The sequence below is a fragment of the Streptomyces inhibens genome (assembly GCF_022221585.1).
In the GTDB taxonomy this organism is placed as follows: domain Bacteria; phylum Actinomycetota; class Actinomycetes; order Streptomycetales; family Streptomycetaceae; genus Streptomyces; species Streptomyces inhibens.
The window spans coordinates 5,235,412-5,249,995 of record NZ_CP084681.1; the positions used below are offsets into that span (position 1 = coordinate 5,235,412).

General features: G+C 70.1%; 18 protein-coding genes. 13 read left to right on the forward strand and 5 right to left on the reverse strand.

The genetic code is table 11. The features are described 5' to 3' along the window. Positions 1 to 20 precede the first annotated feature (20 nt). Both KI385_RS23870 and KI385_RS23875 read right to left on the reverse strand, forming a co-directional pair. On the reverse strand, positions 21 to 320 hold the full coding sequence (locus tag KI385_RS23870) for a trypco2 family protein (RefSeq protein ID WP_128502351.1): 300 nt from the start codon (positions 318 to 320) through the stop codon (positions 21 to 23). A gap of 157 nt (positions 321 to 477) precedes the next feature. Then, positions 478 to 1,434, reverse strand: a complete 957-nt coding sequence (locus KI385_RS23875) for a bifunctional DNA primase/polymerase (RefSeq protein WP_238574182.1) — start codon at positions 1,432 to 1,434, stop codon at positions 478 to 480. Positions 1,435 to 1,882: 448 nt separating this feature from the next. Here KI385_RS23875 and KI385_RS23880 point away from each other — a divergent pair, with 448 nt between their 5' ends. The 8 genes from KI385_RS23880 to KI385_RS23915 all read left to right on the forward strand — a co-directional run bounded on the left by KI385_RS23880 (position 1,883) and on the right by KI385_RS23915 (position 9,490). Further along, positions 1,883 to 2,188: a hypothetical protein gene (locus KI385_RS23880; protein ID WP_238574183.1), complete on the forward strand. Its 306-nt coding sequence runs from the start codon at positions 1,883 to 1,885 to the stop codon at positions 2,186 to 2,188. A 211-nt stretch (positions 2,189 to 2,399) separates the two neighbouring features. After that, on the forward strand, positions 2,400 to 3,566 hold the full coding sequence (locus tag KI385_RS23885) for an acyl-CoA dehydrogenase family protein (RefSeq protein ID WP_238574184.1): 1,167 nt from the start codon (positions 2,400 to 2,402) through the stop codon (positions 3,564 to 3,566). 14 nt (positions 3,567 to 3,580) lie between these two features. Next, positions 3,581 to 4,606 (forward strand): bifunctional MaoC family dehydratase N-terminal/OB-fold nucleic acid binding domain-containing protein, encoded by a 1,026-nt coding sequence (locus KI385_RS23890; protein WP_238577822.1) that lies wholly within the window; start codon positions 3,581 to 3,583, stop codon positions 4,604 to 4,606. Position 4,607: 1 nt separating this feature from the next. Continuing rightward, a complete protein-coding gene (locus tag KI385_RS23895; RefSeq protein WP_238574185.1) occupies positions 4,608 to 5,762 on the forward strand; it encodes an acyl-CoA dehydrogenase family protein in 1,155 nt (384 codons plus the stop codon). Further along, the gene (locus KI385_RS23900; protein WP_128502356.1) at positions 5,759 to 6,154 is read left to right on the forward strand and encodes a MaoC family dehydratase; all 396 of its coding nucleotides are present in this window, start codon (positions 5,759 to 5,761) and stop codon (positions 6,152 to 6,154) included. Before KI385_RS23895 ends, KI385_RS23900 begins: the two co-directional genes overlap by 4 nt. Then, a complete protein-coding gene (locus tag KI385_RS23905) occupies positions 6,151 to 7,317 on the forward strand; it encodes a lipid-transfer protein (protein WP_238574186.1) in 1,167 nt (388 codons plus the stop codon). Before KI385_RS23900 ends, KI385_RS23905 begins: the two co-directional genes overlap by 4 nt. Before the next feature lie 186 nt (positions 7,318 to 7,503). Next, entirely contained in the window at positions 7,504 to 8,037 is a 534-nt protein-coding gene (locus tag KI385_RS23910) for a SigE family RNA polymerase sigma factor (protein WP_238574187.1), read from the forward strand. Between the two features lie 319 nt (positions 8,038 to 8,356). After that, on the forward strand, positions 8,357 to 9,490 hold the full coding sequence (locus KI385_RS23915; protein WP_238574188.1) for a methyltransferase domain-containing protein: 1,134 nt from the start codon (positions 8,357 to 8,359) through the stop codon (positions 9,488 to 9,490). Here KI385_RS23915 and KI385_RS23920 read toward each other — a convergent pair. From KI385_RS23920 to KI385_RS23930, 3 genes are all read right to left on the reverse strand, one after another. Beyond that, a complete protein-coding gene (locus KI385_RS23920) occupies positions 9,483 to 9,680 on the reverse strand; it encodes a hypothetical protein (protein WP_238574189.1) in 198 nt (65 codons plus the stop codon). The genes KI385_RS23915 and KI385_RS23920 overlap by 8 nt on opposite strands. Positions 9,681 to 9,866: 186 nt before the next feature. After that, positions 9,867 to 10,076 (reverse strand): DUF397 domain-containing protein, encoded by a 210-nt coding sequence (locus tag KI385_RS23925; protein WP_238574190.1) that lies wholly within the window; start codon positions 10,074 to 10,076, stop codon positions 9,867 to 9,869. Continuing rightward, positions 10,073 to 10,921 carry a helix-turn-helix domain-containing protein gene (locus tag KI385_RS23930; protein ID WP_238574191.1) on the reverse strand — a complete coding sequence of 283 codons (849 nt, stop codon included), beginning with the start codon at positions 10,919 to 10,921 and terminating at the stop codon, positions 10,073 to 10,075. The genes KI385_RS23925 and KI385_RS23930 overlap by 4 nt, the downstream gene beginning before the upstream one ends. Positions 10,922 to 11,032: 111 nt before the next feature. Here KI385_RS23930 and KI385_RS23935 point away from each other — a divergent pair, with 111 nt between their 5' ends. The 5 genes from KI385_RS23935 (at position 11,033) to KI385_RS23955 (ending at position 14,580) form a co-directional block, all read left to right on the forward strand. After that, positions 11,033 to 11,443, forward strand: a complete 411-nt coding sequence (locus KI385_RS23935) for an ATP-binding protein (RefSeq protein WP_238574192.1) — start codon at positions 11,033 to 11,035, stop codon at positions 11,441 to 11,443. Between the two features lie 372 nt (positions 11,444 to 11,815). Further along, the gene (locus KI385_RS23940) at positions 11,816 to 12,808 is read left to right on the forward strand and encodes a helix-turn-helix domain-containing protein (protein ID WP_238574193.1); all 993 of its coding nucleotides are present in this window, start codon (positions 11,816 to 11,818) and stop codon (positions 12,806 to 12,808) included. 22 nt (positions 12,809 to 12,830) lie between these two features. After that, positions 12,831 to 13,391 carry a Uma2 family endonuclease gene (locus KI385_RS23945; protein ID WP_238577823.1) on the forward strand — a complete coding sequence of 187 codons (561 nt, stop codon included), beginning with the start codon at positions 12,831 to 12,833 and terminating at the stop codon, positions 13,389 to 13,391. A gap of 118 nt (positions 13,392 to 13,509) precedes the next feature. Next, the gene (locus KI385_RS23950) at positions 13,510 to 14,175 is read left to right on the forward strand and encodes a DUF6313 family protein (protein ID WP_238574194.1); all 666 of its coding nucleotides are present in this window, start codon (positions 13,510 to 13,512) and stop codon (positions 14,173 to 14,175) included. 39 nt (positions 14,176 to 14,214) lie between these two features. Then, positions 14,215 to 14,580: a hypothetical protein gene (locus KI385_RS23955; protein WP_238574195.1), complete on the forward strand. Its 366-nt coding sequence runs from the start codon at positions 14,215 to 14,217 to the stop codon at positions 14,578 to 14,580. Positions 14,581 to 14,584 lie beyond the last annotated feature (4 nt).

The following is a 14,584-nucleotide window of genomic DNA, read 5'->3' on the forward strand; positions in this document are numbered from 1 at the left end:
CCCCGCGGGTCATCGCGGGATCAGTCGGCCAGCTCAAGATGGTTGGACGTGACGACCCGCCCGCCGTCGGCGGTCTCCGCCTTCAGATGCAGGGAGACGGTGTGGGTGGTCGACGCACCGCCCGTCGCCTTGCCCCCCGCCGTCAGCACCCAGAACTTGATGCCGCCGTTGACCTCTGCGGAGGCGGTCACCTCGACCTGCATCTCCAGGTCGACCGAGTCCACGTGGAAGCGCACCGGCTGGCCCTCGCCGTCGTTCACCGCCGCCACCAATTCCTGGCGCAGTGCGCGGATGGTGTCCGAGAGCCCGATTCCCGTCATGACCCCTCCATCTGTGTCCCACCGGTTGTGCAGAGCTCGGGATCATACCGGCCGGGCAGGGCCGCCAACTGGGCTTTCGGCGCAGTGGTCTTGGCGTATTCCGTGTACGCCCGCCCGGCGGCATCGGCCGCTTTCTCTTGCCGGTTCTATGCCGGTTCTATTGCCGGCCGGCCGCCGATGCGATCGTCGCGCGGGCCTCCTGTTCGGACAGGCCGGAGTGGCGGGCGGCCTCGGTCAGTCTCGGGGTGAGTTCTTGGCCCAGGCCGGATTCATAGGCGCGGCAGGCTGCCCAGAAGAGACGGGCGTTGCGCTGGCCGGTCGGGGAGGAGCGGACGAAGCGTATGAGGGCCGCGGCGGGCTGGGGCGGGACGGCGGATGCGGACGCGCGGTGGGCGGACGGGGGCGGGGCGGTGAGGAGGCTGAGCAGCTCTGGCGGTGCGGGGGCGGGGCGGCGCGGGGCGCCGGGCGCGAGGACGTACCGGCCGTGCCTGGTGAGCGAGCCGGGGCCGACCAGATAGCCGCCCGCGCCGCGGATGTCGATGCCGGGGGCGAGCCGGCCGACGGAATTGGGGACGGGTGGGGACGGCGGGCCGGTGAGCCAGAGGTGGCGGCCGCCGCTGGGGGTGAGGACGGTGACCGTCGGCGGGATCGGGAAGTCGTGCTGTTCGGCGAGGAACCGGAGGGCGGTGAGGCCGTCGGCGCCGTTCTTGGTGTCGAGGTCGATGCCGATGAGGTGGTGCGGGGGCAGTCCGCAGGCGATGCCGTAGCCGGTGGCCCATGGGGCGGCGGCGAACAGGCGGCGGACGCTGAGCGGATCGGTGCTCGCGTCGTGTACGCCGTGTCCGATACGGCCGCAGGCACCGCGGCAGGGCGGGACCTCGGGGTGGCCGCGGTGCGGGGACCGGATGGCGGGGAGCTTGCTGCGGGTCAGCGGGATGACGGGGTAGCCGTGCTCGGCGGCGAGCAGGGCGTGGGAGAGCGCGGCGGCGGGCGGATCGGGACGCGGGTGGGGCGGATCGGGCCGGGGGTCGGCCGGTGGCTCGCTCTGGTGGTCCGGCCGTGGCTCGCTCCCGTGGTCGGTCGGTGTTCCGGCATGGCGTCGGTGCATGGCCATGGCTCCATTTTCGTACGAATGTTCGATGAAGGGAAGGGGGGCGTGCGAAGATCGGCCAGTGCGCCGGGGCACTCCGGTCAGCACGGTGCGGCCCGTAATCCTTGTGAGGGAGGGCCGGCGGCGGGGCCTGGCGTCGGCGAAGGGGCCTGGCCAGGGCTGATGTGGTGCGGCAGGGGTTTACCCGGGGTTCCTCATGCTTGCGAGGGAATCGCCCCTTCGTGGCGGGTCCGCCGGGGTTCCGGTGGGCAATCCTGAGTTCGCGACGTCGGGGCAAGCATCGCGGTGGCCGGCCAACTACCCGATGAACAAGGGGAGTTCCAGCAATCCGGATCCGGAACGAGCGAGATCGGGCAAGCAGGTCCGACAGGCCGGATCCAGTAGGTCGGATCCAGCAGTTTCAGCTCCAGCAGTTCAGATCCAGAAGTTGTGCTCAGCGGAAGGAACAGACATGGCAAGCACCCGCACGGCCCGCGCCATTGCCGTAGGTGCCGCGCTGCCCTTTGCGGCCGCGCTCTTCGGTGGTGTGGCGCAGGCCGACAACGGCGGCTTTGCGAGCAACGGGTCGAACTCGGCGGCGACGAGTCAGGTGGGGACCGGCGTCGGCCACGACAACTTCGGCAACTCGACCACGGGCCAGCAGGTCGCCAACGGTGCCGGCGCCTCCAATCAGAACAACACCGCGAGCGTGAACGGCTCCGGCTACACGGTCATCGACCAGGACAACACCACCGTCAACTTCACCAACCTCTGGTGAGCCGACCGGCCGGCCGTCATGGGGAGTGGCGGCCGGTCGAGGGGTGATATGTCGGGGTCGGCACGGAGAGAATGGGGCTTCTCCGGGGTTCACTGCGCCGACCTTGACAGCGAGCGGGTTTCTGACGGACAGTCAGAAACCCGCTCGCTCGTTCGTACGCCCGGACCCCTGCGCGCCCGGCGTACGGCCACCAGAAGGGGAGGCCGCCGACGTGCACCTCGCCCCCACCGCGCGCCAGGAACAGCTGCGCACCGAACTCCGTTCGTACTTCGGCACGGTGATGCCGGACGGGCCGGTCGAGGACACCGACGGGCAGCGTGCCCTGCTGCGCCGGATCGGCGCCGACGGCATGCTGGGCCTGGGCTGGCCGACGGCGTACGGAGGGCAGGGCCGCGGCCCCGACGAGCAGTTCGTCTTCTTCGACGAGGCCTACCGCGCGGGCGCGCCGGTCTCGATGGTCACCCTCAACACCGTCGGCCCGACCCTGATGAAGTACGGCACCCAGCGGCAGAAGGACTTCTTCCTGCCACGGATCCTCAGTGGCGAGATCGTCTTCGCGATCGGCTACACGGAACCGGACGCCGGCACCGACCTCGCCGCGCTCCGCACCCGCGCGGTGAAACCCGACGGCGACGACGGCCACTGGCTGATCAACGGCACCAAGAGCTTCACCAGCAACGCCCATCAGGCCGACTGGATCTGGCTCGCCTGCCGCACCGACCCCGAAGCCCCGAAGCACAAGGGCATCTCGATCATCCTCGTGCCCACCGACGCGCCCGGCTTCTCCTGGACGCCGATCGAGACGGTCGGCGGGCTGACGACCACCGCGACGTACTACGACGGCGTACGCGTCCCGGCCGGAAATCTCGTCGGCGAGGAGAACGCCGGCTGGCAGCTGATCACCAATCAGCTCAACCATGAACGGGTCGCGTTGGCCGCCATCGGCATGCAGGCCGAGGACGCCTTCGACGCCGCGCTGACGCATGCCCGTACGCCGGACGCGGAGACCGGCGAGCGGCCCGCCGACCATGCCTGGGTGCGGTCCCGGCTCGCCGAGGCGCACGCCCGGCTGGCCGCCACCCGCCTGCTGAACTGGCGGCTGGTCGGCGACGTGGGCGCCGGAACGCTCGGGCCCGGCGACGCGAGCGGCGTCAAGTTCGCGGGGACGGAGAGCACCGTCGAGGTCTACCGGATGTGCCAGGAGGTGGTCGGCGACGCCGCCCTGGTGCGGGCCGGTTCGCCGGGCGTCTTCGGGGACGGCGAGTTGGAGCGGATGAACCGTGCGGCGCAGATCAACACCTTCGGGGGCGGCGTGAGCGAGGTCCAGCGGGAGATCGTCGCGACGATGCGACTGGGGATGCGGAGGGGACGGCGGTGAGCGGGCGGAGCGAGGTGCGCGAGCTGCCCTACGACCGGCTCAAGGCCTACGAGGGGCAGCCGGTCGCGACCGCCGGTGCGGGCAAGGACCTGGTCAACGAGCCGATGATCAGGCACTGGTGCGAGGCGATGGGCGACGCGAACCCGGCCTACCGGGGGCCGGACGCCATCGCCCCGCCCACCATGCTCCAGGCCTGGACGATGGGCGGCCTCTCCGGCCACACCGACCGCTCGGGGGCGTACGACCAGCTGTTCGGGCTGCTGGACGGCGCCGGATACACCTCCGTCGTCGCCACCGACTGCGAGCAGGAGTATCAGCGGCCGCTGCGGCCCGGTGACCGGATCACCTTCGACGCGGTGATCGAGTCGGTGTCGGAGCGCAAGACGACAAAGCTGGGGACCGGGCACTTCATCACCACGCGGATGGATGTCCGCGCGGACGGCGAACCGGCCGGCACGCATCGCTTCCGGATCCTCAAGTACGCACCGGCAGCCCGGATGGCGAAGGCGCCCGAGCGCACCGCGGCGACCGAGGAGACCGAAGCGGCCGAGCGGCCCAAGGCGCCCGAGCGGACCGCGGCGACGGAGGAGACCGAAGCGGCCGAGCGGCCCAAGGCGCCCGAGCAGCCCAAGGCGCGCCGGCCCCGCCCCGTCATCAACCGCGACAACGCCGGCTTCTGGGCGGGCGTGGAGACACACCGGCTGCTGATCCAGGTCTGCGGCGGCTGCGGCACCCCGCGCTTCCCCTGGCTCCCCGGCTGCCGTAGCTGCGGCTCGCCCGAGTGGCACACCGTCGAGGCGACGGGCGCCGGGACCGTCTACTCGTACGTGGTGATGCACCACCCCCCGTTCCCCGCCTTCGACCCTCCCTACGCGGTGGCACTGATCGAGCTGGCGGAAGGGGTGCGGATGGTCAGCAATGTCATCGGGGTGCCGTACGACAAGGTGCGGATCGGGATGCCCGTCCAGCTGGAATTCCTGCGGGTGGACGGGGAGTGGGAGCTGCCCGTCTTCCGGGCCGGCGGAGGGGTGGCGGGCTGAGATGGACTTCACGCCTACCGAGGAGCAGCGGGCCGCCGCCGGCCTGGCGGCCGAGATCTTCACCGATCTGTCCACGCCCGAGCGGCTGGCCGCGCTCGACACCTCCACCGACACCGAACTGTGGAAGGCCCTGTGCGCGGCCGGGCTGCCCGGCGCGGCCGAGGAGACCGGGCTGCTCGGCCTCGTCCTGATGCTGGAGGAGCAGGGGCGTACGACGGCACAGGTGCCGTTCGCGGTGAGCTGTGTCTACGGCCTGCTGGCGATCGGCGCGCACGGCAGCGCGGAGCAGCGGGCGCGGCTGCTGCCGGCGCTACGGGACGGCGCGGCGGTGGCCACCGGGGCCTTTCCGGCACGGCCCGGCGGCGTACGGGCCGAGCGGCGGGCCGCCGGCGAGGGGCGGCTGACCGGCACGGTCCGTGTCGTGCCCTGGCTGGGCGATGCCACCCACGTCCTGGTGCCGGACGCGCACGAGACGCTCTGGCTCGTACGCACCGACGGCGCGGGCGTTGGACGGGACCCGGTCCGGACCACCGCCCCGTGGTCGGCGGGCCGGCTCACCCTGGACGGCGCGCCGGCCGAACGGCTGGGCGGGACGCCCGCCGAACGACTGTCCGGCCACGCCGCCTACGCCGACACCCTCGCCACCGCCCGCACCGCCTTCGCCGCCCTCCAGGCCGGGGTCTGCGCCGGCTCCCTGACCCGCGCGGTGGCCCACACCACCACCCGCGAGCAGTTCGGCCGCCCGCTCGCCACCAACCAGGGGGTACTGCTGCGCGCCGCCGACGCGTACATGGACACCGAGGCCATCCGGCTCACCACCTACGAGGCGGCCTGGCGCCGGGACGCGGGCCTGGACGCCCGCTCGCACGCGCTGACCGCCGCCTGGTGGGCGTCCGAGGCGGGCACACGCGTGGTGCACACCGGACAGCATCTGCACGGCGGTATCGGCGCCGACATCGATCACCCCGTCCACCGGCACTTCCTCTGGGGACGGCAGCTCGACGCCTACCTCGGCTCCGGCGCCCAAGTCCTCGAAGAACTGGGCGAGTTGCTCACCACGAACAACCAGGAGAACCAGGAGAACCGGGACCGCCGCGAGAACCGGGACCACGGGAAGAACTCGCACGCCCGGAAGAGCCGTGAGGAGGCGCCATGAAAGCCGGTGACGAGCTGCCGCCGCTCACCATCCCCGTCACCCGCACCCTGATCGTCGCCGGAGCGCTCGCCTCCCGCGACTACCAGGACGTCCACCACGACGCCGAGGCCGCCAGGGAAAAGGGCTCCCCGGACATCTTCATGAACATCCTCACCACCAACGGTCTGGTCGGCCGCTACCTCACCGACCACTTCGGGCCGCGCTGCACCCTGCGCAAGGTCGCCATCCGCCTGGGCGCCCCCAACTACCCGGGAGACACCATGGTGTTGAGCGGCACCGTCACCGAGGTGACGGACGACGGTACGGCGGTGGTGCGGATCGTCGGCGCGAACGGCATCGGCCACCACGTCACCGGCACGGTGACCGTAAGCCTCCCGGAGGGTGCGGTATGAGCCTGCGTACGGCGGACTCCCTCGGCGGCCGGGCCGCCATCGCCGGCATCGGCGCGACCGAGTTCTCCAAGGACTCCGGCCGCAGCGAGCTGAAGCTCGCCGTCGAGGCCGTACACGCCGCCCTCGACGACGCCGGGCTGACCCCCGCCGACGTCGACGGCCTGGTCACCTTCACCATGGACACCAACCCCGAGATCACCGTCGCGCAGGCGGCCGGCATCGGCGAACTGTCCTTCTTCTCGCGCATCCACTACGGCGGCGGCGCGGCCTGCGCCACCATCCAGCAGGCGGCCCTGGCCGTCGCCACCGGCATCGCCGAAGTCGTCGTCTGCTACCGGGCGTTCAACGAACGTTCGGGCCGCCGCTTCGGCTCCGGCGTTCAGCAGCGTGAACCGTCCGCCGAAGGCACGGCCCTCGGCTGGAACCTCCCGTTCGGCCTGCTCACCCCCGCCTCCTGGGTCGCCATGGCCGCCCAGCGCTATCTCCACACCTACGGGCTGACCCCGGAGGCCTTCGGCCAGGTCGCCGTCACCGACCGCCGGCACGCCGCCCGCAACCCGGCCGCGTACTTCTACGACAAGCCCATCACCCTCGCCGATCACGCCGCCTCCCGCTGGATCGTGGAGCCGCTGCGGCTGCTGGACTGCTGCCAGGAGACGGACGGCGGTCAGGCGATCGTGGTGACCTCGCCCGAGCGGGCCCGCGATCTGCCCCACCCGCCCGCGCTGATCACCGCCGCCGCGCAGGGCGCCGGCCGCGCCCAGGAGCAGATGACCAGCTTCTACCGCGACGACCTGACCGGCCTCCCCGAGATGAACGTGGTCGCCCGCCAGCTCTGGCGCACCTCCGCCCTCACCCCCGCCGACATCGACGTCGCGATCCTCTACGACCACTTCACCCCGTTCGTGCTGATGCAGCTGGAGGAGTTCGGCTTCTGCGCCCCCGGCGAGGCCGCCGACCTCGTCGCCGCCGGCACACTGCCCCTGAACACCCACGGCGGCCAGCTCGGCGAGGCGTACCTCCACGGCATGAACGGCATCGCCGAGGCCGTACGCCAAATCCGCGGCACGAGCGTCAACCAGGCCGACAACCCCGCCCATATCCTGGTCACGGCGGGCACCGGGGTCCCGACCTCGGGGCTGATTCTCGGCGCCACGCGCTGACCCCCCGGGCGCCGGCCGCGATGCGCCGAAGGCCCCTACGGGTCCCTATGGCTCCCTACGGGAGTCCACCCCACCCATCCCCCCTGAGGAGGTGGGGTCACCCCCACCCGTACAACTTGAGGGGGATAGCCCTTCGGCACCTTGGGCCGATCCCCCGACCCCACCCCCGCTTCTAGCGTGGGGCACATGACCACGCCAGTGTGCACAAGCGCTTCGAACGCCGCTGTGTTCCCGACGTTCTCGTCCTATGTACGGGCCCGGGGGCCGGTCCTGCTGCGCGCTGCGCGGTCGCTGTCCTCCAACCCGAACGACGCCGAGGACCTCCTCCAGACGGCGCTGACCAAGACCTTTGTGGCCTGGGAACGCATCGAGGACCATCGCGCCCTGGACGGCTATGTCCGCCGCGCGCTGATCAACACCCGCACCTCCCAGTGGCGCAAGCGCAAGGTCGAGGAATTCGCCGTCGACGAGCTGCCCGAACCGGACCCGCTGCCGGCGCCCGACCCGGCCGAGCTGGAGGGCCTGCGCGACGCGATGTGGCGCGCGGTGATGCGACTGCCTCCCCGCCAACGGGCCATGGTCGTCCTCAGGTACTACGAGGACCTCAGCGAGGCCCAGACCGCCGAGGTCATGGAGGTCTCCATAGGCACGGTGAAGAGCGCCGTCTCCCGCGCCCTGTCCAAACTCCGGGAAGACCCCGAACTGGCGATGATCGCCTGACCGAAGGCCGCGCCCCTGAGGGGACGCGGCCTCTCCGCTCTCCGGCCGCTCTCCGACCGTGAGGCAGTTGCTCGGCCGAAGAACACGTGGACATTCACGACGGGGCGGCCCGATCGGGTGCATCCGGCAAGTGCGCTCTTCCACGGGCTCTGTGGCCGGCAATACGCTCTCGGCAACTCTGACGTCTGACGGAGGAGGCCGACGTGGGCAAACACCGCTCCCCGATCGGAGACGACGGACAGCAGCCGGGCCGACCAATCCCACCTCCGGAGCCGACTCCGCCATCGCAGCCGAAGTAGGCCCGTTGACCTCGCATCCGATGCCCGACACGGCTGTAGGTGATCTGCTGGATCAGATCGCCGCACAGCTCGGTTCCCCCGTCCCCGCACACCTGGGGGCGGCCCTGCGTGCCGTGCCTCGCCATCTCTTCCTGCCGTCCACGCTGTGGCTCCGCGACGGGAACGGCGGCTACGAGCCGTGTGACCGGGAGCGCGACCCCGAACGCTGGTGGCGCGCGGCCTATCGCGACATCCCCCTCGTCACCCAGTTCACCGAGCTCCTCGACGGCGACCTCGTCCCGTCCTCCTCCGCGTCGATGCCCAGCATGGTCGTACGCATGCTGCGGGACCTCAACGGCCACCAAGAACAACGGGTGTTGGAGATCGGTACCGGCACCGGCTTCAACGCGGCTCTGCTCTCCTTCCTCTTCGGCGCGGAGAACGTGACCTCGGTCGATGTCGACCCCGAGCTGACGCGCCGAGCTCAGCGGGCACTGAAAGCAAGCGGGCAGCAGCCGGAGGTGGTCTGCACGGACGGCGCAGGCGGCTGGCTGCCGAACGCTCCCTACGACCGGATCATCTCCACCTGCTCCGTACGGAAGGTGCCTCTTCCCTGGCTGGAGCAGACCACGCCCGACGGCCTCATCGTCACGCCGTGGGACACGCCCTGGTGCAACTTCGGGACGCTCATCGCCACCAAGCAGCCGGACGGGACTGCCGAGGGCTCACTCGCCGCGTACGGTGCGTTCATGCTCATGCGGGCCCAGCAGGTCGATGTCGAGCTGCACCGCGACGTACTGCGTGACGGCCAGGTCCCCGAGCGTTCCGTTACGGAACTGTCCCCCTGGTCGGTTGCCGGGAACGATCTCGACGCGCAGATGCACATCGGCCTCCACGTGGCGGGGACTTGGCATTCGTGGGACACCGAGGCGGACGAGGCCCATACGCGGCTGTGGCTGGCCGACGATGAGGCCACGAGCTGGGCCGGTGTGGACTACGACGGGCGGCAGACGTCGACATTCGCGGTGGCCCAGTACGGCCCCAGGAGGCTCTGGGACGAGGTTGCCCAGGCATACAAGGGGTACGTGGCCGCCGGCCGCCCCGGGGTACACAGGCACAGGCTGCGGTTTACCCCTGACGGCCGGAGGACGCGCCATCAGGTGACCCTCAGCTGAGCGCTGGGCTCTGGCCCGTGTCGTGTGAGGGATCTTCGTCGTCGGCGTCCGTCGCCCCGGCCGGAGGGGGCGCTTGAGAACCGTCCTCGGCCGCCGCAAGCTCCTCGCGGCGCTTGCGCGCCAGCTCTGCGGCGAGCTTGTCGGACCGCAGCCGCATTTCCGCTTCCGCCTTGAGGTCGAACTGCCGCACCGTTACTCCCCCAGAGCCTCCCGGCGTCCGCCGGCCCCAGTGGGGGAGATCGGACGCGCTGTCCTTCTGCCGCTCTTGACAGCGTTCCCGCCACATCCGCGCTCACCCGGCCGGCGCCCCGACGGAAACCACGGGCAGTTGCACGCACGGGCCACTACGCGCCGTTGCGCACTCCCCGGCGCATGGTCAGCGCGCGGAGGCGGCGTACGAGAGGAAGTCGGCCCAGGCTGACGGCTGGACGTGGAGCTGGGGGCCGAGGGGGTTCTTGGAGTCGCGGATGTGGATGGTGGAGGGGGTGGATGCGACCTCGACACAAGCGGGGCCGTCGTTGCTGCTGTAGCTGCTCTTGGTCCACTTCAGCGACGATCCGTCGCCGTCAGAGAGCTTGAGGGTCATGTCTCTCCCAGCACTTTCTCAATGAGGGTCAGTGACTCACGAGGGGTGAGAGCCTGCGATCGGATGATTCCATACCGCAGCTCAAGGATCCGGATCTCCTTCGGGTTCGAGATCACGCGGCTGGCCAACTGGCCCTCCCAGTGCCCCAACGCCGTACCATCCGCGAACTTCAGCAGCTGAAGTTCGCCACCCATCCCGGCGTGGTCTTCACGTAGCGTCGGCATCACTTGGATCTCGACATGCCGCAACTGGCTGGCCTCCAAGAGCCGTTCGAGCTGTCGTCGCATCACCATTCTGCCCCCGAGCGGGCGCGTCAGCGTCACCTCTTCCTGCACGAATGTCAGCGTGGCAAGCGGTTGGCGCTCGAAGATCGCCTGCCGAGCCATGCGTGCCGCAACGAGCCGTTCCACTTCGTCTTGCGAGTAGGCGGGCCGTCGCATGTCGTACAAGGCCCGTGAGTAATCCTCTGTCTGCAGGAGTCCGTTCATGTTGTGGGCGCCGTACGCTCCGAGCTCGACCGCCTTGGCCTCCAGCTTCGTCAGGTCCCGGACCTTCTTCGGGTACCGAGCCCGCTCCACGTCCTTCTTCATCGCGGCGATCTTTCCGCCCGCGCTGAGGACTTTGTCGGCCTTGTCGAGAAATTCAGGACGGGGGATACGCACCCCACGCTCGATCTTGTAGATCAGGTTCTCCCCGTAGCCCAGCTTTGCCCCGAACTCGGCAGGTCGCAGCCCCGCTGCCTCCCGCCACAGTTTGAGCTGGCGTCCGACCATCTCGACCAGAGGCTGCGCCTCATCCGCCCCATCGGGTTCCCAACTTGCCTCGTCCATGCCGTCAACGCTCATCTGCTCCACCTCCTGGACCGCAGGGGACGCCCCGGTACACCCGTGGACAGTCACCGTACGTATCGCCGCCATCACTTTTCAGCGTAAACATGAACGACCACGCTGAGTGACATGAATCAGCAAATTGCCGAGCATCAGCTCCAGTTCCGCATCCAGCTGTCCGCCACTCGCCGAGGGGCCCGCCTCGCGCGGCTTCTCGCGACCGAGCAACTCCGTTCCTGGGGCCTGCCGTTCGAGGGCCCGGCTCAGGTCATTTCCGAGCTGGCCGCGAACGCCACCTCGCACGGCCGCGTACGGGGGCGGGACTTCCGGCTCGTCCTCACCTCTGACCCGGACACGCTCCGTATCGAGGTGACGGATGCGCGCGGTGACCGGATCCCGGTCCTACAGGAGCCGGGGACGCGGGAGTCCGGCTACGGACTGATCCTGGTCGCCTCGCTCGCCGACCGCTGGGGGACCTGGCGGGGACCCTTCCCCTGCAAGACGGTGTGGGCGGAATTCGACCTGCCGATGTGGAACTGAAGGCCGTCAACCGGAGGCCGGAAAGCCGGGCTTCGGCGGTCTGTGCGTCGGTGGCCCCGGCGCTAAAAGACCAAATAACCCCAGGTGCAAAGAACCAACCCACCCAACCCAACCGGCGCCGAACACTCGCCTCACTCGCTCGGGTGATCCACGGCCGGAAGGCTCGCCTCCGCGCTCCTCGCCGAGGCAGTCTCGGCAACAACAACCCCAAATCCACCGCAAACATGCGACGGCCCCCGGCCGGGACTGGCATCCCGATCGAGGGCCTGACCAGCGAGGAAGAACAGCTTCCTGATGGCTGAGATGCAGCTTAACGCGCGTGCGCGCGCCCCGTACGTCGTTCGCCGGTCCTCGTCCGGGGGGCCTTCCGGCGTGCACAAGGTCACCGAACATCAGCAGCCGGGCTACACGATCATCGGCAACCACCTCGCCCAGCACCGAGCGCTGTCGGGCCTCGCGATCGGGTTCGCGGTCCACATCCAGTCGCTGCCCGAGGGCGCGCCCGTCGACATCCGTACGCTCGCCAAGAGGTTCCCCGAGGGACGCGACCGGATCGCCTCCGCCTTAAGGGAGTTGGAGGCGTACGGCTACCTCGAAAGGGTCCGGCGGCGCACCGATGACGGGCGGCTCGTCACGATGACGATCTCGTACAACGACCCGGCGGCCACCCGCGCCCGCCGCGCCCGCGAGTCCGCCGAGCAGACCGAGCAGGCCGAGCAGGCCGAGCGCCGTACGGCAGCCGATCCGCTCCCGGCCCTCGCGCCCCTGCCGACCCTCCCGGCCCCTGCGGATCCCGCCCCAACGGCCCCAACGGCCCCCGCCCCAACGGCCCCTGCCCCAACGGCCCCTGCCAAGCCCGCACCAGCTTCTGCGGAAGCCCCAGAAGCCCCAGAAGCCCCAGAAGCCCCAGAAGCCCCAGAAGCCCCGGCTGTCCCAGCAGCCCCCGCCGCACGCCCCCCGCTGCCCCACCCCCATACCCGTGAGCACCACACCACGGCCTCCTCCCTCCTCGCCAACCTGCGCCGCGAGGACCCTCGCCTGCTGCTCTCCGTACGGGACATCGACCGCCTGGCCCCGGCCGTCGCCACGTGGCTGGAACGCGGCGCGCCCCCGGACTCCGTACGCAGCGCCCTGGTCACCCGCCTCCCAGCCTCCCTCCGCCACCCGGCGGCCCTGGTCGCCCACCGCCTCACCGCGCTGCTGCCACCACCCCTCCCGGCCGAAGCCCCGCCCGCCGCTCGCACGGTCCTGCGCCCCCACCCGCTCCAGACCTGCGACGGCTGCGACCGCGCCTTCCGCTCCCCGGAACCGGGCCGCTGCCGCGACTGCCGCGCCCCAGACGCCACACACCACAAGGCCACTTAGAGTGAAGCTGCTGTACCGGACCATGCGGGAGTTCGTTCAGTCCATGGACGACACCCTTCCAGGCAAGTTCGAGGTCACGAAGGAAGGGATTGTCCACGACATAACGGCGCCCGTCGGACCCCACGAGTTGACCACGCTGCGTGTCCGGAAACGCCTTGAGAAGGTGATGCCGGAAGACCTGGTGGCCCACACGGGTACTCCCGACGTGGAGGACCAGTCCGAGGGCATCATGCGTCACCCCGACGTGATGGTGATCGCCGAGGCGGACATGGAGGTCGAGGGGTCCTTCGATCCGCGTACGCTCGTCGCGGCAATCGAAGTCGTGTCCCGGTCCAATCCGGACAACGACTGGGTGAGCAAGATGCGCGATTACCCCCTCCTGGGCATTCCCGTGTACGCGATCTTCGACCCCCGTACGGGCTCGGGCGCGGTGCTCACCGACATCCACCCGACCCCGGCTGGGCCCCGCTATGCGACCCGGAAGGAATTCGTCTACGGCGAAGACATCACGATCGGCGAGTGGACGATCACGACCCAGAATCTGCCGCGTTACGCCAAGTCCCCTGATGCCGCCGGGGATTGACGGTTTCCGGCGGCTGCGTAGTGCCTAGAATCACTCCTGGTATGCGGTGGCGTGTCCGGGCAATGCCTTAGTTGCGGCGGTTGCGTCAGTTGTGTCGGTGAGACACCAGGGGGCGTAGTTGAACAACCCGATCCCTATACCCATGGATCTGGCGTTGCCACCGGTGCGCAGGAACAAAAGACTGCGACGGCTGTGGCGCTCCAGAAAGGCCCTGGCCGGTCTGACGCAGTGGATCATCGACGCGGGCCTTCCGTTCGCCGCAGTCATCACCCTGCTGTACGTCTTCGCCGTCCGCGCTGCGAGCCCGAGTGCGGTGTACAGGACGTTCACCCTGATCGATGCGCCGCAGCACACCCTGCTGTGGCTGGCTTCGGTCATCGGCTGGCTGGCCGTGCCGGCGGTCATCGGTGGTGTGGCCGGCCATGTGATCGCCACGCGTATCCAGAGCGTGAAGGCCATCTCGTCCAGCACGTTGTTCCAACGGCGCGGCTGGGGGGCCAGGCTCAGGCCGCCCTCCCGGATCGACTACGTCGGGGCGTACTTTCACGGGACGCTGGCCGAACAGGACTTTGTGGACGCCTTTGTGCGGATCGCCCATCGCAATGACTGGGCCAAGGCACAGGATCACTGGGAAGTCATCATCAGAGACATGATGAGCACTCAGGAATTCTCCAAGCTCGACCGGCATGAGTGCTTGCGCCAGGCACAGGACGCGACACGCATCCATATGCGCCCGGCGGCCCTGGTCGGTCTCTGTGTGGTCTGCGTTGCCCGGAAGTCGTGAGGCGGCGGAAGCCGTGAAGAGCGTGAGGGAGAGCGCCTGATGCAAGCCGAGAGCGCAGTGGAGATTGTCCGGGCCTCACTCGCCCTGGCGTTCCCCACCGCCACCGACGAGGGCCTGACCAGGGCCGCGGAGTGTGTGCTGCGCTGGGGGTCCGAAGGAGTGGGGGTCCAGTTGGAGCCGGACCTGGCGGAGCGGATGCTGTCCGATCTGATGAGGATCGCGCGTCAGAACGGGGACGAGTTCGAGGGAGCTCGGGCGCCGCGCTCCGAACTCACCACCGTTCGGCCGGCGGCGAGCCGCGCCTGGAGCCGTACGGCCGAGACCGAGGACCGCCTGCCGTACATTCCCCGACCGCCCGAGCGCCCTGGGCGCGGCCGGTTCCGGCGGGGGTTCGGGCGCGGGTAGCAGC

Excerpts from the sequence above, each read along its gene's own strand:
- KI385_RS23870 (WP_128502351.1), bottom strand. The coding sequence starts at position 320 with ATGACGGGAATCGGGCTCTCGGACACCATCCGCGCACTGCGCCAGGAA.
- KI385_RS23875 (WP_238574182.1), bottom strand. The coding sequence starts at position 1,434 with ATGGCCATGCACCGACGCCATGCCGGAACACCGACCGACCACGGGAGC.
- KI385_RS23880 (WP_238574183.1), top strand. The coding sequence starts at position 1,883 with ATGGCAAGCACCCGCACGGCCCGCGCCATTGCCGTAGGTGCCGCGCTG.
- KI385_RS23895 (WP_238574185.1), top strand. The coding sequence starts at position 4,608 with ATGGACTTCACGCCTACCGAGGAGCAGCGGGCCGCCGCCGGCCTGGCG.
- KI385_RS23900 (WP_128502356.1), top strand. The coding sequence starts at position 5,759 with ATGAAAGCCGGTGACGAGCTGCCGCCGCTCACCATCCCCGTCACCCGC.
- KI385_RS23905 (WP_238574186.1), top strand. The coding sequence starts at position 6,151 with ATGAGCCTGCGTACGGCGGACTCCCTCGGCGGCCGGGCCGCCATCGCC.
- KI385_RS23910 (WP_238574187.1), top strand. The coding sequence starts at position 7,504 with ATGACCACGCCAGTGTGCACAAGCGCTTCGAACGCCGCTGTGTTCCCG.
- KI385_RS23915 (WP_238574188.1), top strand. The coding sequence starts at position 8,357 with ATGCCCGACACGGCTGTAGGTGATCTGCTGGATCAGATCGCCGCACAG.
- KI385_RS23925 (WP_238574190.1), bottom strand. The coding sequence starts at position 10,076 with ATGACCCTCAAGCTCTCTGACGGCGACGGATCGTCGCTGAAGTGGACC.
- KI385_RS23930 (WP_238574191.1), bottom strand. The coding sequence starts at position 10,921 with ATGAGCGTTGACGGCATGGACGAGGCAAGTTGGGAACCCGATGGGGCG.
- KI385_RS23935 (WP_238574192.1), top strand. The coding sequence starts at position 11,033 with ATGAATCAGCAAATTGCCGAGCATCAGCTCCAGTTCCGCATCCAGCTG.
- KI385_RS23945 (WP_238577823.1), top strand. The coding sequence starts at position 12,831 with ATGCGGGAGTTCGTTCAGTCCATGGACGACACCCTTCCAGGCAAGTTC.
- KI385_RS23955 (WP_238574195.1), top strand. The coding sequence starts at position 14,215 with ATGCAAGCCGAGAGCGCAGTGGAGATTGTCCGGGCCTCACTCGCCCTG.